General features: G+C 28.7%; 22 protein-coding genes. 17 read left to right on the forward strand and 5 right to left on the reverse strand.

The genetic code is table 11. From position 1 onward, the window contains the following. Positions 1-13: 13 nt before the first annotated feature. Complete coding sequence (locus KQI89_RS01305; RefSeq protein ID WP_216455603.1) at positions 14-1,738, forward strand: methyl-accepting chemotaxis protein; 1,725 nt, start codon at positions 14-16, stop codon at positions 1,736-1,738. Between the two features lie 116 nt (positions 1,739-1,854). Here KQI89_RS01305 and pssA read toward each other — a convergent pair whose 3' ends face one another. After that, positions 1,855-2,373 carry a CDP-diacylglycerol--serine O-phosphatidyltransferase gene (pssA, locus tag KQI89_RS01310; RefSeq protein ID WP_216455604.1) on the reverse strand — a complete coding sequence of 173 codons (519 nt, stop codon included), beginning with the start codon at positions 2,371-2,373 and terminating at the stop codon, positions 1,855-1,857. A gap of 317 nt (positions 2,374-2,690) precedes the next feature. On the opposite strand from pssA, the gene KQI89_RS01315 reads away from it, so the two are divergent. Continuing rightward, a complete protein-coding gene (locus KQI89_RS01315) occupies positions 2,691-4,037 on the forward strand; it encodes a HEAT repeat domain-containing protein (protein WP_216455605.1) in 1,347 nt (448 codons plus the stop codon). 447 nt (positions 4,038-4,484) lie between these two features. Continuing rightward, the gene (locus KQI89_RS01320) at positions 4,485-5,363 is read left to right on the forward strand and encodes a GGDEF domain-containing protein (protein ID WP_216455606.1); all 879 of its coding nucleotides are present in this window, start codon (positions 4,485-4,487) and stop codon (positions 5,361-5,363) included. A 168-nt stretch (positions 5,364-5,531) separates the two neighbouring features. On the opposite strand, the gene KQI89_RS01325 is transcribed toward KQI89_RS01320, so the two are convergent. After that, positions 5,532-5,879: a hypothetical protein gene (locus KQI89_RS01325; protein ID WP_032121377.1), complete on the reverse strand. Its 348-nt coding sequence runs from the start codon at positions 5,877-5,879 to the stop codon at positions 5,532-5,534. 19 nt (positions 5,880-5,898) lie between these two features. Further along, positions 5,899-6,390 (reverse strand): YtxH domain-containing protein, encoded by a 492-nt coding sequence (locus KQI89_RS01330; RefSeq protein ID WP_216455607.1) that lies wholly within the window; start codon positions 6,388-6,390, stop codon positions 5,899-5,901. Between the two features lie 410 nt (positions 6,391-6,800). On the opposite strand from KQI89_RS01330, the gene KQI89_RS01335 reads away from it, so the two are divergent. The 14 genes from KQI89_RS01335 to KQI89_RS01400 all read left to right on the forward strand — a co-directional run bounded on the left by KQI89_RS01335 (position 6,801) and on the right by KQI89_RS01400 (position 21,937). Beyond that, positions 6,801-7,862, forward strand: coding sequence for an endonuclease/exonuclease/phosphatase family protein (locus KQI89_RS01335; RefSeq protein ID WP_216455608.1), 1,062 nt, complete (start codon positions 6,801-6,803; stop codon positions 7,860-7,862). Between the two features lie 108 nt (positions 7,863-7,970). Beyond that, positions 7,971-8,381: a CBS domain-containing protein gene (locus KQI89_RS01340; protein ID WP_032121380.1), complete on the forward strand. Its 411-nt coding sequence runs from the start codon at positions 7,971-7,973 to the stop codon at positions 8,379-8,381. Between the two features lie 77 nt (positions 8,382-8,458). Beyond that, a complete protein-coding gene (gene yaaA, locus KQI89_RS01345) occupies positions 8,459-9,229 on the forward strand; it encodes a peroxide stress protein YaaA (protein ID WP_216455609.1) in 771 nt (256 codons plus the stop codon). A gap of 90 nt (positions 9,230-9,319) precedes the next feature. Next, positions 9,320-9,586 (forward strand): metal-sensing transcriptional repressor, encoded by a 267-nt coding sequence (locus tag KQI89_RS01350; RefSeq protein ID WP_032121382.1) that lies wholly within the window; start codon positions 9,320-9,322, stop codon positions 9,584-9,586. Positions 9,587-9,600: 14 nt separating this feature from the next. Next, positions 9,601-12,039 carry a heavy metal translocating P-type ATPase gene (locus KQI89_RS01355; protein WP_216455610.1) on the forward strand — a complete coding sequence of 813 codons (2,439 nt, stop codon included), beginning with the start codon at positions 9,601-9,603 and terminating at the stop codon, positions 12,037-12,039. 49 nt (positions 12,040-12,088) lie between these two features. Continuing rightward, positions 12,089-12,295 carry a heavy-metal-associated domain-containing protein gene (locus KQI89_RS01360; protein ID WP_187117370.1) on the forward strand — a complete coding sequence of 69 codons (207 nt, stop codon included), beginning with the start codon at positions 12,089-12,091 and terminating at the stop codon, positions 12,293-12,295. A 337-nt stretch (positions 12,296-12,632) separates the two neighbouring features. Then, a complete protein-coding gene (locus KQI89_RS01365; RefSeq protein WP_425514062.1) occupies positions 12,633-13,325 on the forward strand; it encodes a response regulator in 693 nt (230 codons plus the stop codon). Beyond that, positions 13,326-14,711 (forward strand): HAMP domain-containing sensor histidine kinase, encoded by a 1,386-nt coding sequence (locus KQI89_RS01370; RefSeq protein ID WP_216455612.1) that lies wholly within the window; start codon positions 13,326-13,328, stop codon positions 14,709-14,711. 59 nt (positions 14,712-14,770) lie between these two features. Then, positions 14,771-15,946 carry a 30S ribosomal protein S1 gene (gene rpsA, locus KQI89_RS01375; protein WP_216455613.1) on the forward strand — a complete coding sequence of 392 codons (1,176 nt, stop codon included), beginning with the start codon at positions 14,771-14,773 and terminating at the stop codon, positions 15,944-15,946. 174 nt (positions 15,947-16,120) lie between these two features. Further along, entirely contained in the window at positions 16,121-16,669 is a 549-nt protein-coding gene (locus tag KQI89_RS01380) for a tetratricopeptide repeat protein (protein WP_032121388.1), read from the forward strand. 4 nt (positions 16,670-16,673) lie between these two features. After that, a complete protein-coding gene (locus KQI89_RS01385) occupies positions 16,674-17,525 on the forward strand; it encodes a response regulator (RefSeq protein ID WP_216455614.1) in 852 nt (283 codons plus the stop codon). Positions 17,526-17,662: 137 nt separating this feature from the next. Further along, positions 17,663-19,117: an aminoacyl-histidine dipeptidase gene (locus KQI89_RS01390; protein ID WP_216455615.1), complete on the forward strand. Its 1,455-nt coding sequence runs from the start codon at positions 17,663-17,665 to the stop codon at positions 19,115-19,117. Between the two features lie 163 nt (positions 19,118-19,280). Continuing rightward, on the forward strand, positions 19,281-21,083 hold the full coding sequence (locus tag KQI89_RS01395; RefSeq protein WP_343216322.1) for a M3 family oligoendopeptidase: 1,803 nt from the start codon (positions 19,281-19,283) through the stop codon (positions 21,081-21,083). A 62-nt stretch (positions 21,084-21,145) separates the two neighbouring features. After that, on the forward strand, positions 21,146-21,937 hold the full coding sequence (locus KQI89_RS01400) for a rhomboid family intramembrane serine protease (protein ID WP_032121390.1): 792 nt from the start codon (positions 21,146-21,148) through the stop codon (positions 21,935-21,937). 92 nt (positions 21,938-22,029) lie between these two features. Here the strand turns inward: KQI89_RS01400 and KQI89_RS01405 are convergent, their stop codons facing one another. Both KQI89_RS01405 and KQI89_RS01410 read right to left on the reverse strand, forming a co-directional pair. Further along, a complete protein-coding gene (locus tag KQI89_RS01405) occupies positions 22,030-23,490 on the reverse strand; it encodes a HAMP domain-containing sensor histidine kinase (protein WP_216455616.1) in 1,461 nt (486 codons plus the stop codon). A 5-nt stretch (positions 23,491-23,495) separates the two neighbouring features. Beyond that, complete coding sequence (locus KQI89_RS01410) at positions 23,496-24,179, reverse strand: response regulator transcription factor (protein WP_216455617.1); 684 nt, start codon at positions 24,177-24,179, stop codon at positions 23,496-23,498. Between the last annotated feature and the right edge of the window lie 77 nt (positions 24,180-24,256).

A 24,256-nucleotide genomic window follows, 5' to 3' on the forward strand; every position in this document is an offset into this window, starting at 1 on the left:
AGGAGATAATATTATGATGAAAAATGCCAAAATTAAGAGTAAAATTTCGGCAGGGTTTCTTGCGGTTATGCTTATTATGTCTTTTGTAATTATTATGGTTTATAATGGTATAGTTGAAACTAAAAAACACGTGAACTTAAACATTTATACATATGAGGTTATAAGAGAAGCTGATATGCTCCTTAAAAATGTTATAGATATGGAAACAGGAGTTAGAGGATATGCTATAACGGGAGATAAAGAATATTTAGAACCTTTTAGTACTGGACAAGTTGAAGTGAAGAATAATTTAAGTAAATTAACAGAACTTACAGCAGATAGTGAAGAACAACAAAATAGACTTAAAAGCCTTAATCTTTCAATAAATAGTTGGATTGTAAGAGAAGGAGAAGCTTTAGTAAAAATAAGAGATAAAGTAAATGCTGGAGAGGTTACGGAGGATAGAATCAATTACTTTATGATGACAAAGCAAGGTAAAAAGAGTATGGATGATATTAGAGCTACCTTAAGTGAACTTATTCAAGCAGAAAAAGACAATTTAGAAGTTAGACTAGTAGACATGAATGATGCTCAAAGTAAGGTTGTATATGTAATATTTATAGGAGCAATTATAGCTGCTATAGTATGTGTTATTACTATATCTATAGTGGTTAAATCTGTGACAAACCCTATAAATCTTCTTCAAAAAGAGTTAGATATATTGGCAAGTAGTGGTGGAGATCTAACAAAGACTATTAATATAGATTCAAAAGATGAGATAGGAATACTTGGTAATAGTTTAAATGGATTTATACAAGATATTAGAAATATAATTTTACAAGTAAACGAAAACGCTTTTAGTATGAAAGATGATATAGAAAATATAACTGGTGCTATGACAATATTAGATGATGACATATTAGATGCAAGTTCTAACACAGAAGAGTTGTCAGCTAGTATGGAGGAAACTGCTGCTGCCACGGAAGAGATGAGTTCCTCAGCTGATGAAATAGCCAGGATAATAGAAGAAGCTTCTCAAAAGACAGAAATAGGAGTAAAACAGGCTGATGATATAAGGAAAAGGGCGGAAAATATAAGAGAACATGCTGAAAACTCATCTAAGGAATCATATGAACTATATGAAAAGAGTAAAGATACTTTAGAGATTGCCATGGAAAAGTCTAAAGTAGTAGACCAAATTAACATATTTTCAGAGACTATACTAGAAATCTCCTCAAAAACAAATTTACTGGCTTTAAATGCGGCAATAGAAGCTGCTAGAGCTGGTGAAGCTGGAAAAGGGTTCTCTGTAGTTGCAGAGGAAATAAGGAAATTAGCTGAACAATCTAATGAGACTGTATCTAAAATTAAAGATGTTACCTACGATGTGGTAGAGGCAGTAGATGAGCTTACAAAAGCCTCAGCAGACATATTAGAATTTATAAATAGTAAGGTTATAAAGGATTATGAGGACTTAGTAAGTATTGGTGAAGGATACAATAAAGATGCGGACTATGTATCTAAAGCCATGAAAGACTTTGATTCTATGTCAAAGTTAATTGAAGAGTCAGCAGATATTTTGATAAAGGTTATTACAGATATAACTCATACATCCTATGAGGGAGCCGAAAACACATCAATTATAGCAGAAAAGGTTTCAGGGGTAAGGGAAAAATCTCAATCTATTGTAGAAAGTGCATCCCATGCAGGAGTAAATTCAGATAAGCTTTTAGAAGCAGTAGCAAAATTTAAAGTTTAGATTCTATTATATAAAACAGAATCTTTATGGAAGCATTTAAGTATCAAAAAAATCCTTATAAAAGTTATAAAAACTAGCTTGTAAATTTGTAAGCTAGTTTTTATAATTTAAAATTATTATTTTTTTTGAAACTTGATTTTACTTACCATTAAGTAAGAAAGCAACATAGCTAATATTAAAGTTACAGAAGGATTTATATTTTTAGTTCTTGTGATTAATGGGAATACAGCTAGAATAGTACCAGCAAAGGTTATGGGTATTCCTGTAAAGATGCCATTAAAGTCTGATATATTATATCTTGCTAATCTATAAGCTCCAGCTATAGGAAAGGCCAACAGCACCATATATCCTAATAAGCCCATGGATTTAAAACTATATAAATTAAATATTAAAAGTGCAGGAGCTACTCCAAAGGATATTAAATCACTAAGAGAATCTAATTCTTTTCCTATTTCACTAGAAACATTTAAGGCCCTTGCTACCTTTCCATCATATCTATCTGCTAGTCCAGCTAAAAGTATAAATAAACTTGCTAAAGTATAATTGCCATCTAACGTCATAAGCAAAGACATTACGCCACAACCTAAATTGCTCAAAGTAAGAACATTAGGTATTGCATTTTTAAATTTAGACATGTTAATCTAAACCCCTTTCCATGTTAAAAATTTATCTTCTAACAATATTATAAGCATAATTAAATGAAAGTTCCATTTAATTAGATTACAAAGTTAAATTAAATATTACAACTTTGTAAGTAAAGAAAATAAATATAATAATTATTACAGTATTAAGCATTTTAATATATTATATCATCATTGATTTTAAATAGCATCAAATTAACCTTAAAAAAACCTTAAAAATCAATGGGAGAAGCATTTATTCCTATGACAAAAGGTTTTATTTTAAATATATTATATGGTAATATAACAATAAAAACAAAAGGTGATACTTTATGGTTGATTATTCAAAAATGACGCCCTATGAGCTAGGGGAAAGTTGCGATGTAAATAGCATAGACTATATTATTGAATATTTAAAAAAAGGGAATACCAACGAAAAAAGGTTAGCAGCTTCTGCCATAAGAAAGCTTTCAACTAATTATAAAGAAGATTGTAATAAGTCTATAGAATACCTTTTGCAAAATTTGCAGCATTCAGGGGCACAGGTGAGACAGTATTCATTAAAGGCATTAAAAGAATTGGATTTAAAGAAAGAGCATTTAAATATATTAAAAGACTTTATGAAAGAAGAGAAGAAAGATTACAATATAAGAGTAGTTTATGAGATATTAAAGGAGAATGATAATTCTATATCAAAAAAAAATTATGATATAAGATATTTATCTAACTTATTGATCATGGAATATTTTAATGGTAAAAGTCAAGTGCCAAGAGAACTAGTAGATAACTATAAAAAGGCAGGTAAGGAATTTATAGAGTTATTATATGAGGCAGCAGGGGTTATAATTGAAGATACGATTCTTATGGAGATTTTTTGTAAGAGGTATGACTTTAATGATAAATACTACACAATTCAAGGGTTAAGTAAATACTATGGATTGCCTAGAAATTATATTGAAGAGTCCATTGAAGAAAACTTGCTAAAAATAGGAAATGTAGTCCATAAAAGTGAGTTTAATAAATTATATAGATATGTAAGTGAGGTATTAAGAATTGATGAAAAATTGACTTTTATAGAAAGGTTAGTTCTTTTTCTATATTATGCTTTTCCTAAAAGTCACCTAAAAATTATAGTTAAACTAATAATGATTGTAATATATAACGAGCCTAAAGAATGGAAGCAAGAATCTGTAATTTCTTCTTATAATAAGTTTTTAGATAATATGGAGAAAGCTCTTCTTAAAAAAGATATAAGAAAGCTTTTAGAAGAGAATATATATTGGCCAGAATCAATAAAACCATTAGAAATAAAAAACATTAGAGGTATAAGCACTATTGGTTATTTAAAGAGAACTTTGCATAAAAAAGGCTTGTATTTTAAAAGCGAAAAGATGAATGCTTATGTTTATTATAAATCTCTTTATCAAAAGGAATTTTTATTGAAGTTAGAGTTATTGGAAGAAGTGAATTTTTATAGTACTTTTAATTTTAAATTGAAGGAGCCTAAAAACAAAGAAGATTTTATAAGTGATGTTTTTTTTGTTTTTAATGATGGTAAGGCAGTTCTGGTATTAACTCCTCCCAATGAACAAAATCTGAAGGAAGAAGATAAGAATAAAGAAGAAGCTTTTAAAAAGTTATGTAAGGAGAAAGGATTAGGGCTATTAATTTTAAAATAAATTATATAAACTAGAGTACAAAAATCCTAGAAAGTATTGACAAAAAAAATTAAATGATATAAAATAATAATTGATAACAATACTCAATAACGGATATTAAAGTATCCCAAATTTATTTGTTAAAACCTATCAGTTTCTCTTTTACTTTTAAACCATTGGGTTAAAGCACATATAGACATATATGGTATATTCCTAGATTTATAGTACCTTCTTAGATAAAAGCCTAATGTTCTTTAGAAGATATCTATAAAATGTGCTTGGTTTAATTTAACCCTTATAAATTAACTTTAATGTACCTAATGGCATTAATTACACCTAATAATCCAGCTTTTGCTGGATTATTTTTTTTGAAATATTAAATTTTATATATAAATTTATTTATTACTAGATTATTTATAATTAGAGATATACAATATTATTAGCATTCTTTGGAAAGGTGTTGTTAGTTTGAATGATTTACAGCATATAATTGATAATATATCATTATTTAAACATCTATATGATGGTTTAAGAATAGTAGACCCTATAAGAAAAAAGGTTGTTTATTATGATGAAAAAAATATTGAAATAACAGAAGTCAGTTGCTATGATTTTTGGGAAAAGGGTGAGCATTGTGCAAATTGTGTATCTATAAGAGCCTATACAGAAGGTGACAGTTGTGTTAAAGTAGAATATAATGGGAATAAAATATTTCTAGTAATGGCTACGCCTTTAGAATATAATGATAATAAATATGTGTTTGAAACCTTTAAGGATATAACTCGTACAGGAATTGTTCAAGATGTAGAAAATAAACCCCAGCAGGATATATTAAAGTATATTAAGGGTATAAATGATAGGGTTGTAAAGGATGAACTTACGGGGATATATAATCGTAGATATATAAATGATAAGTTACCTGTAGAGATATTTGCCGTAAGCGTAACTAGAAAGGCTTCTACAGCTATAATGTTTGATATAGATAATTTTAAAAAAATAAATGATGAGTATGGACATATTTTAGGAGATTATCTTTTAAAGGAATTTACTAAGATTCTTCAAGAAAAAATAAAAAATACTCAGGGTTGGGTTGGAAGGTATGGAGGAGAAGAGTTTTTTGTTTTATTACAAGGATTACACAAAGAAGAGGCCTATATTTTAGCCGAAGATATGAGGAGAACTATTGAAGATACCAGTTTTTTTTATAAAGGAGTAGAAATTAAGTTCACTATTAGTGGAGGAATATATGAAATTCAAGGCATTGAAAACTTTGAAGAGGTTTTAGAAATGGCAGATAACAAGCTTTATGAAGCAAAAGGTAGTGGGAAAAACTGTATTAAAAATTGATTTATATAAACTGAAAGATTAATATTATTAAATACACTATGGAGGTGAACACTTTGAAAAAAAAATCAAAGATTGCTATAACTTTAGCAGCTTTAGCGGCATTAGTTTCCATAATAAATAATGATAAAAAAATCAAAGAATCTCAAGAAAAATAGGCTCATAAAGAGCCTATTTAAAAAATACATTTTTTATAATCAAAACTATCTCTTTTACTGTGGTAAGATAACTTTGCACATCTTCTTTTATGTCTATGGCCTCAGCTGTAGTAGTAGTTATGACCTCACTGACGTCTTTTATATTTTCTGTTATTTCAGCTATGTTTTGAGAAGCCTTTGGAAGATAACTGGTGGTTTTATTTATATTAACTTCATTTTCACCTAAGATTTTATCTACTTTTGTCAAAACCTTGGTTACTTTGTTTAATGTAATTATTAGATATACTAGTGCAGCAGCAGCTAATATACCTAATGTAATATAGCCTAAGCCAGCTAATAAATCGCTCAACTTTACATACATTTTAAACTTTTACCTTAGACTACTTTTCGCACTTTTTTTGACCAGCTTCATCTTTCTTTTCTTCCACGTAATCCTTTATTTTTGATTTTGCTTCTCTATAATTAGCTTTAGCTTCTGTTTTAGTATCCTCAACTGCTTTTTCAGTTTCTTCAGTACAATCTTTTACCACATCTTTGATTTCTTCAGCTGTTTCTTCAGCAATATCTTTTGAGTTTTGAAATTTTTCTTTTATCTTGCTCTTTACTTCAGCACTTTTGCTTTTAAAATCTCCAGTTTTAGTTTTTATGTTTTCTCCTAATTCTTGAGCTCTATCTTTAACACCATCATTTAACTCTTTAGCTGCTTTTTTTATGTCACCTCTAGTTTCTTTTCCTGACTTTGGAGCAAGTAGCATTCCAGCCGTGGCTCCAGCAGCTGTTCCTACTAATACATTAGTGATAGAACGTATTTTTTCTTGTCTTTTCTTTCTTTGTTGCTCTTTCTTTTTCTTTTCTAACATTGATTTTAACATTTTGTACAACCTCCTTAAAATTAGCTAGATTATCGATGCTTGTACTATAATTAAAAAAAGCAATTTACATATAGTTATTAATAGGTATAACATTTAGTAAATTAGCTCTAAGAAAATATATAAACTTATCTAAATCATCGATAATTAAAATCTATTCTTTTATAAAATTTTGTATTACATATGATTATATATAGTTTTTTGACTTAATTCAACATAAAATATGGAATTCACGGTAAATTTAATTCTTTATTCAAAATTATTATACTAAGTAGACCTAAAAAAATGAAGAAATTTAATATATAAAACTTAGAATAAAGTTATTTTTAAAATTAGTATAAAATATATATTGAGCTAAACAGTCCAAAGCTTTAATATATAATTAAGATTTTAATGCAAGAAAGGAAACAGATATGAAGAAATTATTTAAAATACCCCTATATTTAATTATTATTTTAATAGCTATTTTTATTATATACCTTATAGCTATGATGGTTACAGATTATAAGCCTAAAGAAATTGAAACTGTAGAAATAGAGAACAATAGTAGTGAAAAAATAGAAAAAGATAAGAAATACTCTATAACTACAATGAATATAGGATATGGGGGATTAGATCAGGGACAAGATTTTTTTATGGATGGAGGAAGAGGGTCCAGGTCTATTAGTCTAGAGAAAACTAAGGAAAATATAAATAATATATTTTCTTCTATAGTAAATAAAAATCCTCATTTTATTTTTTTACAGGAAGTAGATAAGAAATCTACAAGAAGTTTTAAATTTAATGAATATGAGTTTATAAAAGATGGATTAAAAGAGTATGCTTCAACTTTTGCTACTAATTATAAAGTATTTTGGGTCCCTCTACCTTTACTAAAACCACACGGAACAGTAAATTCAGGTATAGCTAATTTTTCAATATATAATATTGAAAAAAGTACAAGATATCAATTTGCAGGAGAAGAGGATAAATGGCCTAAATATTTGGCCATGTTAGATAGGTGCTTCTTAGAAAATAGACTTAGGTTAAGTAATGGAAAAGAGCTAATTTTAATAAACGCACATCTATCAGCCTATGACAAGAATGGACAAGCTAGGTTAATGCAGATGGATTATTTAAAAAATCATGTAGAAAAAGAGTATGAAAAAGGTAATTATGTTTTAGTAGGTGGAGATTTCAATAATGTGATGCCAGGTAGTGATTTAAAGAAGTTTAATGGATCAAAACATAAACCAGAATGGCTACAATATATGCCAGAAGAATTGATACCTAAGAATTTTAAAGTAGCTATAGATAAAAACATACCAACAAATAGAGATGTAAACATTCCATATACTGAAGGGGAAAACTTTGTATCTATTATTGATGGTTTCATAGTTTCGCCTAATATAGATGTGATTAGTGTAAGTACGGAAGATATGCAGTTTAAATATAGTGATCATAATCCTGTAACTATGGATTTTATATTAAGATGATATTTAAGTATTTGTGAATTTTTGAATTTTACTCATTCTTTAACAATAATTTATGATAAAATATAACTGAAAGATAAACTTAAAAATATCTCAAGGAAAGGATTTAAAATGAATATTGCGTTTTTTATTACACCTAAAAGTGAGGTTATTTACGAAAACTTAGAGGCTACAATGAGGCAAGTGTTAGAACGAATGGAGTATCATGGATATACAGCTATTCCTATTATAGACTCCCAGGGTAAATACGTTGGAACCTTGACAGAGGGTGATTTGCTATGGAAATTAAAAAATACTCCAGATCTTACCTTTAAAAATACATCTAAGGTGGGGATTGAAGATATACCAAGGAGAGTTAAACATAAGTCTGTATCTATAAGTGCAAATATTGAAAGCTTGATATCTCTTGCTATTAGTCAGAACTTTGTTCCAGTAGTAGATGATAACGGAATATTTATAGGTATAATCAAGAGAAGTGATATAATAAATTATTGTTATAAAAATATGGATAATTTAGCTTAATACCTTAATTTTAAACTACTCCTTTTTAAAGGGGTAGTTTATTTATTAAAATTTTTAAATTAGAAAGGAGATTATCTATGAAGATTATAATTTCACCAGCAAAATCCTTAGACTTTCAAAGAGAAACCCCTCATAAGGAAAGTTCTAATCCTATTTTTTTAAATGATGCGGAGGATTTAATAAAAGAGTTAAAGAAATTATCTCCAGAAGAAATAGGCACTTTAATGGGAATTAGTCATAAGCTATCTGAGATGAATTTTTATCGTTATCAAAGTTGGAATAAAGATTTAGAAGAAAATACAAGGCAAGCTATATTTGCCTTTGATGGAGATGTATATAAAGGATTAAATGCTTATAGTTTTAATAAAGATGATATAGGATTTGCTCAAAATCATCTTAGAATATTATCAGGATTATACGGGGTATTAAAGCCTTTAGATAGGATAAAACCATATAGATTGGAAATGGGAATTAAGCTGAAAAATAAAGAGGGAAATAATTTATATGATTATTGGAAAGATATAATAACTAATTATATGAATAAAGAATTTGAACATGAACAAGAAAAAGTATTAATAAACTTAGCTTCAGAAGAATATTCTAAGGTTTTAAACGGGAACTGCTTAAATAAGGATATAAAAGTAGTATCTCCAATATTTAAAGAATATAAGAATAAGAGTTATAAGATTATAGCGGTATATGCAAAAAAAGCAAGAGGACTTATGAGCTCCTACATAATTAAAAATAAAATAGATAACCTGAATGGTATAAAAAGATTTGATTTAGATGGATATGTATTTAGAGAGGATTTAAGTTTAGGAAATCAAATTATTTTTACAAGAAATTAATGAAAATAAAAATCATTAGTGTTGACATTAGTAAGCACTAATGATATTATTTACATATAAACCACCCCACGGGGGTAGGGAGGTGAAAAAGTGAACGAAGATAAAAGAAAAGCGCTTCAAGCTCTTAAAACTTCAAAGGGACAAATTGAAGGAATAATTAAGATGATTGAAGACGATAGGTACTGCATAGATATTTCAAATCAGATAATAGCTTCTCAGGCTTTATTAAAAAAAGCTAATATGCTTATATTAAGGCAACACATAAATCATTGCGTTAAAGATGCTTTCCTTAATAATAGTGGAGAGGAGAAGGTAGAGGAGATAATGGGAATTTTAGATAAAATTATAGTTAAATAGTTGAGGGGGATAGTATGGAAAGCAAAGTTTTTAAAATAGAAGGTATGACCTGTGCTGCTTGTGCAAAAGCAGTAGAAAGGGTTACAAGGAAGATGGATGGGGTAGAAGAGGCTAATGTAAATTTGGCTACAGAAAAACTTAATATAACCTACGATGGTCAAAAGGTTAAGGAAGAAGATATACAGAATACTATAAGTAACGCAGGATACAAAGCTTTAAAGGAAACTACTAATGTTGTGTTAAAAATAGAAGGTATGACCTGTGCTTCTTGTGTAAAAGCAGTTGAAAGAGCAGTGAAGAAATTAGAAGGTATTGAATCTGCTACGGTTAATTTAGCTACAGAAAAACTTACAGTATCTTATGAAAATTCTAAGATAAAAGTTTCAGACATTAAAAAGGCTGTTTTAAAAGCTGGATATAAGCCTTTAGATGAAGAAACTTTGGATATGGACAAAATAAGAAAAGAAAAGGAATCTAAAGATCTTTGGAGGAGATTTGTTATATCAGCTGCATTTGCTGTACCTTTATTGATAGTTTCCATGGGGCATATGTTTGGTCTTGCACTTCCTAAAATAATTGATCCAATGCATAGTCCTTTAAATTTCGCTTTACTTCAATTGGTGTTAACTATACCAGTTATGTATGAAGGAAGAAAATTCTTTAAGGTTGGATTTAAATCTTTAATTATGAAAAATCCTAATATGGATTCTTTAATCTCTATAGGTAGTATTTCCGCATTTTTATATGGCTTGTTTGTCATATATGAAATAATTAAAGGCGATGCTTCTGGAACTATGAGATTATACTTTGAATCTGCAGCGGTTATTTTAACATTAATAACACTAGGTAAGTATTTAGAATCTATTACTAAAGGAAAAACTTCAGAGGCTATTAAAAAGTTAATGGGTCTAGCACCTAAAACTGCTACTATAATTGAAAATGGAACTGAAAAGGTAGTATCTATAGATGATGTAGTAGAAGGAAATATAATTCTTGTAAAACCTGGTGAAAAGCTTCCAGTGGATGGTGAAGTAGTTGAAGGAGTTACATCTATAGACGAATCCATGCTAACAGGAGAAAGCATTCCTGTAGAAAAAAATATAGGAGATAAGGTTATAGGAGCTAGTATAAACAAAAATGGTTCTATAAAATATAAAGCTACAAAAGTAGGTAAGGATACAGCTTTATCCCAAATAGTTAAACTAGTAGAGGAGGCTCAAGGATCAAAGGCTCCTATAGCAAAAATGGCTGATATAATATCAGGGTATTTTGTTCCAATAGTTATCGGTATTGCTATTATTTCATCCATAGTATGGTATTTATTAGGGAAAGGTCCAGTATTCTCTTTAACAATTTTTATATCTGTCCTTGTAATAGCGTGTCCTTGTGCTCTTGGATTAGCTACACCTACAGCTATAATGGTAGGAACAGGTAAAGGAGCAGAATATGGTGTGCTTATAAAAAGTGGAGAAGCTTTAGAAACTACCCATAAAATACAAACTATAATATTTGATAAAACTGGAACCATTACGGAAGGTAAACCAAAGGTTACAGATATTATAGCTAATGGAGTAGAAGAAAATTATCTATTATCTCTAGCGGCTAGTGCAGAAAAGGCTTCAGAGCATCCTTTAGGTGAGGCTATTGTGAAACATGCTATGGAAAGTAATATAGACTTAAAGAAAGTAGATTATTTTAATTCTATTTCTGGAAAAGGAATAGAGGTTAAAATAGAGGATAAGCATTTATTTTTAGGGAATTTAAAGCTTATGCAAGAAAAGAATATTGAATTAAGAGAGTTAGAGTTAAAGTCAAATACTCTGGCAGAAGAAGGTAAAACTCCAATGTATATAGCTATGGATGGAGAATTGGTTGGAATAATCGCTGTGGCAGATATTGTTAAAAATAGTAGTAAGAGAGCTATAGAAAAACTACACAGCATGGGAATAGAAGTGGCTATGTTAACTGGAGATAATAAGAGAACAGCAGAAGCTATAGCAAAAGAGGTTGGAATAGATGTAGTTATTTCAGAAGTACTACCTCAAGATAAGGCTAATGAAGTGAAAAAACTACAAAATCAAGGTAAAAAGGTGGCAATGGTTGGAGATGGTATAAATGATGCACCAGCATTGGCCATGGCTGATATAGGGATGGCTATAGGGTCAGGAACAGATGTTGCTATTGAATCAGCAGATATAGTTCTTATGAGAAGTGATTTGATGGATGTTCCTACAGCTATAGATCTAAGCAAAAAAACTATAATAAATATAAAAGAAAATTTGTTTTGGGCATTTGCCTATAATACCTTAGGTATACCTGTAGCTATGGGCATATGGTATGCACTAGGCGGAAAATTACTAAACCCTATGATTGCAGCTCTTGCCATGAGTTTTAGTTCTGTATCGGTTTTGTTAAATGCATTAAGATTAAAAACCTTTAAACCTTTTAAATAAGGTAAATTTATAATAAATTTAAAAAAATAAAATAAAAAGGAGAATGGTTATGAAAAAAATATTAGTAGAAGGTATGAATTGCAACCATTGTGTTAATCACGTAACAGAGGCTTTATTAGAAATAGAAGGGGTTAAATCAGCAAAAGTGGATTTAGATTCCAAAACTGCTTTAATTGAAGGGGACCCATCAGAGGAGCAAATCAAGTTAGCTATAGAAGAAGTAGGCTATAAAGTGATGTCTGTTGAAACTGTTTAATAGCTACTAAGAAATCTTGTGAGATTAAGTATAAAATATAGTTAAGTTAATATTTAAATACAAATAAAGCTCCACACTATAAAATAGTGTGGAGCTTTAAAAAATGGAATAAAAAAAATCTAGGACTCTGGGGTTGAGTCCTAGGGGCGTTGGTTTGAGGATAAGAAAATATAATAATTATATTTTCTTATTAAATTATAAAAAACAAATATGTGGATTTTATGAAGAAATTAAAATAATATAAAAACTTTTATTTTAATTTCTTAGATTTTTTAAAATTGGATTAGTATGATAAAATAAGTTATATTGATTAAATATTGAGTTAGAGGTGTACCCTGTGAATAAAAAAGTTTTAGTAATTGATGATGAAAAAAATATAGTAGATGTAGTAGGAGCTTATCTCTTAAAGGAGGGTTATGAAGCTTTTTACGCATATAATGGTACCCAAGCAATGGAAATTTTTCATGAAATCAATCCAGCACTTATTATTTTAGATCTAATGCTTCCGGATATGACTGGAGAAGAAATATGTAAAAATATTAGAAAAGAGAGCCGAGTACCAATAATAATTATTACTGCAAAAATAGATGAAGATAGCATCCTTGAGGGTTTTTATATAGGAGCAGATGATTATGTAACTAAGCCATTTAGTTTAAAACAGTTAATGGCTAGAGTTAATGCGTTACTTAGAAGGAGTGAAGAAGAAGGGGGTATTTTATCCAATATATTTAGCTTTAATGAAGATGAATTAATTATTGATAATTATAAAAGAGAAGTTTTAAAAAATGGTGAAATAATTAATTTAACTAATACAGAATATAAACTTTTAATATCTATGGCAAAGTATCCTAAAAAGGCTTTTACTAGAGAGGAACTAGTTTGTATGGCACTAGGAGAGGATTATGATGGATATGATAGGGTTATAGATACCCATATAAAAAATTTAAGACAAAAAGTTGAAACTGATCCTAAATCACCAAGTTATATCATTACAGTTCATGGATTAGGTTATAAGTTCGGTGGTGAATAAATGCGCTTAAATAAAAAAATTATAATAATCTTTGCTTCTATAGCATTTTTTTCTTTATTTTTGGCTATGGCATTATCAAATATTTTTCTGAAAAGTCAGTTTGAAAAATATGTAATTAAAAAACAAGATAAAAAAAGTTTAAATCTTATATATTCCCTATCAAAATGTTATTCCTTAGAACATGGATGGGATAAAGTAGAATTAAAAGATATAGGAATAGCTGCTCTAGAAGATGGAATGATAATTAAGATTACAGATAGGGAAGGAAAAGTAATCTGGGATGCTAAAAGTGAAGATGGACTAAAGTGTCAACGTGTAATAAAAAATATATCAGACAATATGGAAAAGGTAAATATAAACTGGACTGTAAAAGAAAAAGGCAAGTATAAGTATAAGGATTATAACCTTGAAAAGGATAAGGTTTTACTTGGAAAAGTTACAGTAGGAAACTATTCACCTTATTATTATAGAGATGAGGATATATTATTTTTAAATGAGTTAAATAAACTTTTTTTAATTGCACTAGCCATAGCTTTATTAATATCAATAATAGTAGGAACTTTTCTATCTAAGGGGCTTACAAAACCTCTTTTAGAAATAACTGAAATTACTCATGATATATCTAAAGGTAATTATAATAAAAAAATAAAAACTAATACTAATACTTATGAGATAAAGTTGCTTGCGGAAAGTGTAAATAATCTTGGAGATGATTTAGAAAGGCAAAAATATATAAGAAAAAAATTAACAAAAGATATATCTCATGAGTTAAGGACACCTATTACTACAGTATTAACCTATATGGAGGCTTTGAAAGATGGTGTGTGGGAGCCCTCTCAAGAAAAAATAAATATATGTTATGAAGAATTACGAAGGCTAGATAAATTGGTGGGGGATGTAGAGAAGATAACCAAATGTGAAACCACAGCTATAGAATTTAAAAAGGAAACATGTTCTTTAAAGGAAATATACAATGAACTTCATAGCTTATTAAAAAAAGAGCTAAAATTAAAAGATATATCTCTTAATTTTAAAGGGAAAGATGTAAACTTACTTATAGATAAAAACAGCATAGTTAAAGCCTTTTCTTGTATATTATTAAATAGTGTACAATATTCACCTAAAGAAAGTAATATATCCATTGAAGCTACAGAAAAGAATAATAAGAAATATATATATTTTATAGACAAAGGTAAGGGTATAAGTGAGGAAGACTTACCTTATGTATTTGAGAGATTTTATAAATCAGACAAATCAAGAAATAGATCAAGCGAGGGTTTTGGTATAGGGTTAACTATAGCAAAATACATAGTTAACGCACATAATGGAGAGATAAAAATAAATAGCAAATTAGGAGAAGGAACTACAGTAACTGTAATTTTATGATATAATTTTGTTAGTAAAAGGTTTATTAATACTAAGAATTATTGGTAGGAGTGATTTTCATGGAGGATAATATAAAAGATGTAGAAATGTCAATGGAACAACTTTTGAAGGAATCTTATGATTTTAAAAAAATACATAAGGGAGATATTTTACAAGGAAAGATAATTAAGGTAACTAAAGATGAAATATTTGTAAACATAAATTATATTTCAGATGGTATTATACCTAGACTTGAAGCTTTAGATAATGATGAAGAGGATTTGAGAGATTTATTTTCAGAAGGACAAAATTTAGACTGTATGGTAATAGATTTAAATGATGGAGAGGGAAATGTTCTACTTTCTAAAAATAAAGCTGAAGCTATTAAAGTATGGGATGAATTTGAGGATTCATTTAAAAATGGAACCTTAATGGTTGTGAAAATAAAAGAAGAGGTTAGAGGAGGACTTATAGCAAATGTAAAAGGCGTAAGGGTATTTTTGCCAGCTTCTCAGGTTTCTTTAAGATCCTCTACTAATTTAAAAGATTTTATAGGAAAGCAAATGGAAGTAAAGGTTATTGAGCTTGATAGGTCTAAAGGCAATGTAGTTATTTCTAGAAAAGCTATAGAGTTAAAAATAGAAGAGAAGAAAAAAGAAGCTTTATGGAAGGAAATAAAGCTTGGAGAAAAAAGAAAAGGTGAAGTTGTTAGACTTACAAACTTCGGTGCCTTTGTAGATATAGGAGGAATACAAGGGTTAGTTCATATATCTGACCTTTCTTGGAAGAGAATTTTAGATCCTAAAGAAGTAGTATCTATAGGAGATAGGGTTGAGGTTTATGTAGTAAATTTTGATAAAGAAAAAAATAGATTATCACTTGCTCTTAAAAATGTAGATGAAAATCCTTGGAATAGCATAAAAAATAAATATAATGTAAATGATGTAGTAGAGGGAAGAGTAAGTAATATTACTAGCTTTGGAGCATTTGTTGAATTAGAACCAGGGATAGAGGGCTTGGTTCCTTTAGGAGAAATCAAAGAAGAAAGAGTAGTTAAAGCCTCTGATGTATTAACTATAGGCGATGAAGTTAAAGTTAAAATATTAGACATGAAAATTAACGATAAAAGGATTACATTAAGTATAAAAGATGCTTTTGAAAGCGGAGTAGATTATTCAGAGTTTAATGATAATCAGGAGGAAGTTACCTTAGCAGATCTTTTAGGTGATAAATTAAAAAATTTAAAATTAGATTAAAAAAAGTCAGAGAGGATGTTTTAAAATCTTCTCTGATTTTCTTTAATGTAAATTTTAATATATACTATAATGTTGATGGAAAATATGTTAATATATAATAGATTATGTTAGTATATAATAGATTATGCTAATATAGAGATTTATTTAGCTATTTATATAGGAGTGTACTTTATTATGAATACAGAGGACAAATTAAAAGAATTTAGATCTTATGGTAGTCCATTCTACCTTAAAGAACCAACATTAAATAAGAAAAAACATATAGCTAGTTTATTAATAATTTTGCTCTTTTCTATAGCAAATCCTTTATTTTTTATAAGTTTTATAGCCTACTTAATTTTTTTACTGTACAAGATAAAGCAATATAATTCTGAAGAAAATACTGGACTTTCTAAAGCTATAAGCCTTTATAAAAAAAAGAAGTATATAGAGAGTATAGATTATATAGATAAGGTTATAGAGAAGAAACCAGAAGATATTAAATCTAATATAATTAAAGCTTTAAATCATTTTGAATTGGGACAGTATGAATACTATATAATGCATATTGAAAAAGTCCCCTCAAAATATTTAAGTAACGATTTAGATTTGCAATTAAAGCTAGGGGAAAGTTATGAAAGTATAAACCAATATGAAGAGGCTAAAATAATATACAAAAAATTATACGATATTTTTCCAGAAAGTTCTTATCTAAAAGAAAAAATATATAAATTAAGTAGGTGATGAATTGAAAAGAGTTGTAATTTTAGATAGTAAGCATTACATAAGATATAGGGTAAAGGAACTTATTGAAAAGGATGGAATGGAGGTCCATGAAGCTTCTAATTATTCTCAACTTTTAACAAAGCTTGGGGAATTAAAAAATGAAGTTGACCTTATAATAATAGACATGAATTTAAAAGAGGAAGATGGGTTAGAGGTTATAGAGAGAATTAGAAGAAAGAATATTAATATTCCTTTTATGGTGCTTACTCATCTCAATACTATGGATGCCTTTGCTAAGGCTGTAAAGGTAGGCGCTATAGACTATTTTATAAAACCCTTTGATGAAAATAAGTTTCATGACAGAGTTACAAGACATGCTAGAGGGGATTTAGCTATACAACCACCGAGGGTAAATAGAAAAAGTAAAATATCATTTAATGATTACCTTCAGTCTCAAGTTCAAAAATCTAAAGATGGAAAATATCCTCTATCAATTATAATGACTGTATTTTTCAAATCTTTAAAGGATTTAACTATGGATATTAATAATGATAATATGCTTATTGAAGATTATGTTCATGGTAAGCTAAAGGGCATACTACCAGAAGCGCAATATTTTGAAAAACATGGATTTAGAACTTTTGTTGGAGTTTACCCAGATTTTGATAAAGAAAGTATAACTGAATTATCAAGAGAAATGATTCATAAGATCAAAAAAATGAAAGAAAAGGATAGTATTTTAAAAGAGTATTATTTTGATAATGTACATATAAGTTTTCCACTGGAAGGTAAAGATAAAGATGAAATAATGGAAAATTTAACAGCTAAAATGGAAGAGGCATTAAAACAAAAGCAAAAAGAAACTGCAAGCTAGTAATTAGTTTTGCTGTAGATATGAATTATAATATTTATCTAAATTTAAGAGTTATTTCGTTTTTGTAAGGAAGATCTTTAACATATATGGTAAAATAAATATAAAATATTCTAAATCTATAGGAGAGGAAGGATAAAATGAATTATATATTAAAAGATCTAGAGCCAAAGTCTGTTTTAAAATATTTTGAGGATATATCAAGGATACCCAGAGGATCAGGTAACGAAAAGGAAATAAGCGATTTTCTAGTTAATTTTGCAAAAGACCGTAATTTAAAAGTTATTCAAGATAAAGCTTTAAATGTTATTATAAAAAAATGTGGTACTAAAGGATATGAGAAAGCTCCAACGGTTATAATACAAGGTCATATGGACATGGTATGTGAAAAAAACATAGGAACTAATCATGATTTTACAAAAGATCCTTTAAAGTTAAGAATAAAAGACGACTATTTATATGCAACAGATACTACTTTAGGAGCTGACAATGGTATTGCCGTGGCTTATGCATTAGCTCTTCTTGATTCTAAGGATATACCACATCCACCATTAGAAGTTCTTATAACTACTGAGGAAGAAACTGGAATGGGTGGGGCTTTTAATTTAGAAGCTGAGAACATTAAAGGACGAATTTTAATCAATATAGATTCAGAAGAAGAAGGCAAGCTATTAGTAAGTTGTGCTGGTGGATTAAGAAATAAAATAATATTACCTATATGTTGGGAAGAAGAAAATGAAAATAGAGATTTTTATGTAATAAGAATAAGAGGTCTTAAAGGTGGCCATTCAGGTATGGAAATAGATAAAGGGAGAGCTAATTCAAATAAGTTAATGGGAAGGATATTAGTAGATATTTTAAAACATATAGATTTTAGATTAGTATCTCTAACTGGAGGTTCTAAAAATAATGCCATACCTAGAGAAATGGATGCAAAAATAGCTATAAAGGCTAAAGATTATGAAAAACTAAAATCTTTAACTGAAAAGATTAATGAAGTTTTTAAAAACGAATATAAGGTATCAGACCCTGAGGTTAAAATAATAGTAGAAAACATTGAAGGAAATAATAAAATATTTTCTAAGGAATCTACTGAAAAAGCAGTAAAATTGCTATATATGATACCAAATGGAATACAGTCTATGAGCATGGAAATAAAAGATTTAGTACAAAGTTCTACAAATTTAGGAGTAGTGTCCACTACTGAAAAAGGAGTGGTTTTTGACAGTGCAGTTAGAAGTTCCATTGGTTCATTAAAGGAAGATATTCTAACTCAGTCTCAAATAATATCAGAACTATTAGGAGCTACAATAGAGACAACTTCCTCTTATCCAGAATGGCAATATGATGCAGATTCTAACATAAGAAAGATATTCCAAAAGGTCTACAAAGATTTATATGGAAAAGATGCAGAGGTAATTGCTATTCATGCAGGAGTAGAATGTGGGCTATTTAAAGAAAAGTTTGGAGAAATAGATATGATATCCTTTGGACCGAATATATATGATGTACACACTCCAGATGAGCATGCAAGTATTTCTTCTATGAAAAATATGTGGGAATACTTGGTGGCAGTTTTAAAAGAAATAAAATAATCTGTTCTGTTACAGATTATTAGTATTATTAATAAAAATCTCTACAAAATATAATACTAGGGATTTTACTAATGTTATAATTAAAAGAGCGCTATATCTATAAGATAAGCGCTCTTAAATTATAGTAATGTTTAAAATTATTTAAACCAAGGAGGGCTAGGTTTTGAAAGGGAAAAAATTAAATATGAAGTGGAGTCTTAAAGAACTTTATGCTTCATTTGAAAGTGAAGAATTTATTAAGGACTTAGAGAGTTTAAATGAAGAAATAAAAGATATGAAACTTTGGGTAGAGGATTCTACAAAAGATTATAAAGATCTAATAAGTAGAATAGAAGAATATATAAATAGAGAAAGTAAAATATACTCTCTATATGTTAAACTATCAAGTTTTTGCAGATTAATTCTTTCCGCAGATGCTAAAAATACTATGGCTCAAAAGTGTGCTGAAAAAGTAGAAAATATATTTATACCTTTTAATGAATGTAATGTAAAGTTTAATAAATGGCTAAGAGCAGTAGAAGGATTAGATTCCTTAATAAATAGTAGTGAATTAATAAAAGAGCATGAGTTTTATTTAAAAGAAATTATAGAAATGGAAAAGTATGCTTTATCTGACAAAGAGGAAGCTATCATATCAAAGATGAAACAAACAGGATCTGTAGCCTTTGAAAATCTTCAAAAACTATTAACTTCTACTCATACTGTAGATATAGAAATTGATGGAGAACTTCAAAATATTCCATTAACGGTGGCAAAAAACTTTGCCTTTAGTAAAGATGCTGATATGAGAAAAAAATCCTATGAAGCAGAACTTAATAGTTATAAAAGTATAGAAGAACCCATTGCTGCTGCTTTAAATGGAATAAAAGGAGAGGTAATTACCATATCAAATATAAGAGGATACAAAAACCCTCTACATTACACTTTAGTGAAGAGTCGTATGGATGAAGAAACTTTAAACGCTATGATGACAGCTGTAGAAGAAAGTCTTCCAGAGTTTAGAAAATATTATAGAAGGAAGGCAGAGCTTCTAGGGCATAAAAAAGGGTTACCTTATTATGATATATTTGCGCCTATTGGTTCCATGGAAAAAACCTATAGTTATGAAGAAGCTAGAGATTTTATAGTTGAAAATTTCAGTTCTTTTTCTGAAGAACTTGGAAGCTTTGCCTATAATGCCTTTGAAAATAGATGGATTGATGCAGAACCTAGAGCAGGAAAAAGAGGAGGAGCCTTCTGTAGCAATCTTCATCCAATAAAACAAAGTAGGATTTTGTGCACTTTTAATGGTAGTTTTAAGAATATATCTACTTTAGCTCATGAGTTAGGACATGGATATCATGGATATATATTAAGTAAAGAAAGTTATTTAAATAGTAGATATCCTATGCCAATAGCAGAGACAGCTTCTTTGTTTTCTGAAACTTTAGTAAGGGATGCTGCTATAGATAACTCAGATAAGAAAACTGCCTTTAGCATATTAGAAGGAGAACTTAATAATTCTAGTCAGGTAGTGGTAGATATATACGCAAGATTTTTATTTGAAAAAGCTCTTTTTGAAAAGAGAAAGGAAAGCTCTTTATCTTTAGAAGAGATAAAGAAGATGATGATAGATTCACAAAAGATTGCTTTTGGCGATGCTATAGTGGAATCTACACTAAGTCCTTACGCTTGGATAAACAAACCACATTATTATTATGCAGATAGGAACTTTTATAATTTCCCATATACTTTTGGCTTATTATTTGCAAAAGGGATATATAGTCAATATAAAAAACTAGGCTTTGAATTTGTGAAAGAATATGATAGACTATTATCTATAACAGGAAAAGCTAATTTGAAAGAGATTGGAGATTCTATTGGCATTGACATTACTAAGAGTGAGTTTTGGAGGGAATCTTTAAACACAATAAAAGAGAATATTAATAAATTCTTAGAATTAAGCAAAGATGAAGAGGTTTTTTAAGATCTTATTTTCCTTGACTCTTTAAGAATTCATGCCTTTATAATTTATTGGGAGGCGTTAAGGTGAACTGGCTAGATAAGTTAGAAAGAAAGTTTGGAAAATACTCTATACCTAATCTGATGATGTATGTGGTTTTGTTAAACTTTTTTGTATATCTACTTATTATTTTTGATAAGAGTAATACTGTATTATTTAAACTCACATTGATACCAGATTTGGTTTTAAAAGGAGAGGTTTGGAGACTTTTAACTTTTATATTTATTCCTCCAACTATGTCACCTTTTTGGATAATTATAACATTATATTTTTATTATTTAGCAGGAAGAGGATTAGAACAGGAATGGGGTAGCTTTAAACTTAATATATACTATTTATTTGGTATGTTAGCTACTATTATTTCTTCTTTTATAATAGGAGGACCTGCTAATGCCACATATATAAATCTTTCACTGTTTTTAGCCTTTGCCAGGATATATCCTGATTATGAGATACTGCTATTCTTTGTAATACCGGTAAAAGTTAAGTATATTGCTTATGTTAACTGGTTTATTATAATATATGGAGTAGTAAGTCAACCACTTTGGTCTTATAAAATAGCCGCAGTGGTAGCTGTAATAAATTACTTTATATTCTTTGGTAGAGATATAGTTACTAATGGTGTTAGAAGACAAAAGGTGTATAATAGGAGAAGAAAATTTAAGTCGGAAATACCCTATAAGGACTACATCCACAAATGTGTTATTTGTGGAGTGACAGAAAAAGATGATCCTAATATGGAATTTAGATATTGTTCTAAATGTAATGGATATTATGAATATTGTATGAAGCATATAAACAATCATGAACATAAATAAATATAAAAAGCTTTTGAAGATTAATACCTTCAAAAGCTTTTTATATTGAATTTAAAGACCTCAATAATCATAGTGAAATTTCTTCTTTAAAGTTAAGGTATAGAAAATTTTCTTAAAACTATAACGAATTTGGTGCCTTTTCCTAGGCTGCTTTCCAAATATATTTCCCCGTTATGCATTTCAATAAGGCTCTTAGAAATAGCCAATCCTAATCCTGTACCTCCACTTTTGGAGTTTCGCGAGGTATCTACTCTTACAAAGGGATCAAAAATATCCTTTTGAATATTCTCTGGAATACCTATACCATCATCCTCTATAACTATGGTAAAATCGTTATTATCCATAAAGGTGCTTATATATATATAGGTGCCTTCAGGGTTATATTTTATTGAATTCATTATTAAATTACTTAAAGCTCTATCTAAATGGTTTTTATCAAAATTTATAAATATAGCTTCTTCTGGAATTTCAAAATCATATTGAAATTCCTTTTCTTCCATTTTAGGTATATAGGAAGCAATTAATTCTCTTAAAAATTCACAAATATCTAAGTTTTCCTTTTTTAACTTGAAATTAGCACTTTGAAGTTTAGAGAATTCAAATAGCTCTGTTAGAAGATTATTTGCTCTAAGGCTATTTTGATTTATTACATTGAGGTATTTTATAGTTTCATCTTTAGTTAAATCGTTAGTTTTAATTAAATAATCCGAGTAGCCCAATACTGTAGAAAGGGGGTTTTTTAAGTCATGAGATATATCTAATATCAGCCTTCTTCTTAGTTCTTCAGATTTTTCTTTCAACCTTTTTTCTTTTTCTAGTTTTTCAGCCATATCATTAAATACATCTCTTAATTCACCAAATTCATTTTCAGATTTCAAATAAATTCTAGCAGAATAATCTCCCTTTGATATTTTTCTTGCGCCCTCTATTAATAATTTTAGAGGTCTAACAAAGTTTTTAGAAGATATTCTAGAATATATAATAAACCCTAGTAGGAGGATAAAAAGACCAATAGAAGTTGCAAGGAGTATAAAATATTTAGGAGATAACTTTCTATGGGTTCTCATTATATTTTTAGCAGCATCTTTAGGTATTGCAATTACAACTAGGAAATCTTTTTCTTTATTATAAACTGTTCTATAAACGTAGTTAGATGAGAGATATTCCTTGCTACTTTCATGTGTAAAGGAAAATTCTGCAGAATTATATATGATTTTATTAAATTCTTCAGGGGTATACTTTTCTATTTTAATAGGAGGATTCCCCTTTCTGTAGATAACTTCTCCATCTTTATTAAGAACCTCCAAGTAACCTCCTAATTTTTCAATCTCTTCTCCGTCTATATGGCGATAGTCATCTCTCATTATAGCATGAGGTTCATCTAAAACAGAGTTTTGAAGATTAACATAAAGAGCTACTCCTATAATGGAGGCGATTATTAATGATAGAAATAGTATCCCTGTCATTATAAGATATAATAATATGTAATTTCTTAATAATAGATTGGCTAACTTTTTTTTATTCTCTTTATGTGGACATTGCCTATTTTTCATAAATATCATACCTTTTCAAGTTTGTAGCCTATGCCTCTTATGGTCTTTAAATATTTGGGGGATCGTTGATTATCTTCAATTTTATCTCTTATATGACTTATATGAACCATTATAGTATTATCATCTCCGTAGTAGGAATCTTGCCAAACTAGTTCATATAATTGTTTTTTAGTATAAACTCTTCCTGGGTTCTCCATTAAAAGCTCTAAAATTTTATATTCCTTTGCATTGAGATCTAATAAAATGTCATTTTTATAAACAGTGCAGCTTTCTTTATCTAAAACTAAATCCCCTAGAGTAAAGGTGCTTCTTGCTTTTTTCCCAGAGTATTTATAATACCTCCTTAGTTGAGCTTGAATTCTTGCGATAAGTTCTAGTGGGCTAAAGGGTTTTGTCATGTAATCATCAGCACCAAGACCAAGACCTAATACTTTGTCTGTATCCTCATCTCTTGCAGTTAAAAATATTACAGGTATTTCACTATTTTCTCTAATATTTTTTAAAAGTGAGAAACCATCTAATTTAGGCATCATTACATCAAGTATAGCAAGGTCAATAGGATTATTTTTAAATATGTCTAAAGCTTCTAATCCATTTTCAGCTTTAAATACATTATATCCCTCTTTAATAAGATGAAGCTCTATTAAGTCCCTTATATCCTGCTCATCTTCAGCAATTAAAATATTCATAGGTTCACCGCCTCTAATTTATTGTACTTACTTTATTATAATAGAAGGTTCTGATTAAAAATAGTGTTGATTAAAAA

This window comes from Clostridium simiarum (assembly GCF_018919175.1).
In the GTDB taxonomy this organism is placed as follows: Bacteria; Bacillota; Clostridia; order Clostridiales; family Clostridiaceae; genus Clostridium_L; species Clostridium_L simiarum.

Excerpts from the sequence above, each read along its gene's own strand:
- KQI89_RS01305 (WP_216455603.1), top strand. The coding sequence starts at position 14 with ATGATGAAAAATGCCAAAATTAAGAGTAAAATTTCGGCAGGGTTTCTT.
- pssA (WP_216455604.1), bottom strand. The coding sequence starts at position 2,373 with ATGTCTAAATTTAAAAATGCAATACCTAATGTTCTTACTTTGAGCAAT.
- KQI89_RS01315 (WP_216455605.1), top strand. The coding sequence starts at position 2,691 with ATGGTTGATTATTCAAAAATGACGCCCTATGAGCTAGGGGAAAGTTGC.
- KQI89_RS01325 (WP_032121377.1), bottom strand. The coding sequence starts at position 5,879 with ATGTATGTAAAGTTGAGCGATTTATTAGCTGGCTTAGGCTATATTACA.
- KQI89_RS01330 (WP_216455607.1), bottom strand. The coding sequence starts at position 6,390 with ATGTTAAAATCAATGTTAGAAAAGAAAAAGAAAGAGCAACAAAGAAAG.
- KQI89_RS01335 (WP_216455608.1), top strand. The coding sequence starts at position 6,801 with ATGAAGAAATTATTTAAAATACCCCTATATTTAATTATTATTTTAATA.
- KQI89_RS01340 (WP_032121380.1), top strand. The coding sequence starts at position 7,971 with ATGAATATTGCGTTTTTTATTACACCTAAAAGTGAGGTTATTTACGAA.
- yaaA (WP_216455609.1), top strand. The coding sequence starts at position 8,459 with ATGAAGATTATAATTTCACCAGCAAAATCCTTAGACTTTCAAAGAGAA.
- KQI89_RS01355 (WP_216455610.1), top strand. The coding sequence starts at position 9,601 with ATGGAAAGCAAAGTTTTTAAAATAGAAGGTATGACCTGTGCTGCTTGT.
- KQI89_RS01360 (WP_187117370.1), top strand. The coding sequence starts at position 12,089 with ATGAAAAAAATATTAGTAGAAGGTATGAATTGCAACCATTGTGTTAAT.
- KQI89_RS01370 (WP_216455612.1), top strand. The coding sequence starts at position 13,326 with ATGCGCTTAAATAAAAAAATTATAATAATCTTTGCTTCTATAGCATTT.
- rpsA (WP_216455613.1), top strand. The coding sequence starts at position 14,771 with ATGGAGGATAATATAAAAGATGTAGAAATGTCAATGGAACAACTTTTG.
- KQI89_RS01380 (WP_032121388.1), top strand. The coding sequence starts at position 16,121 with ATGAATACAGAGGACAAATTAAAAGAATTTAGATCTTATGGTAGTCCA.
- KQI89_RS01390 (WP_216455615.1), top strand. The coding sequence starts at position 17,663 with ATGAATTATATATTAAAAGATCTAGAGCCAAAGTCTGTTTTAAAATAT.
- KQI89_RS01405 (WP_216455616.1), bottom strand. The coding sequence starts at position 23,490 with ATGAAAAATAGGCAATGTCCACATAAAGAGAATAAAAAAAAGTTAGCC.
- KQI89_RS01410 (WP_216455617.1), bottom strand. The coding sequence starts at position 24,179 with ATGAATATTTTAATTGCTGAAGATGAGCAGGATATAAGGGACTTAATA.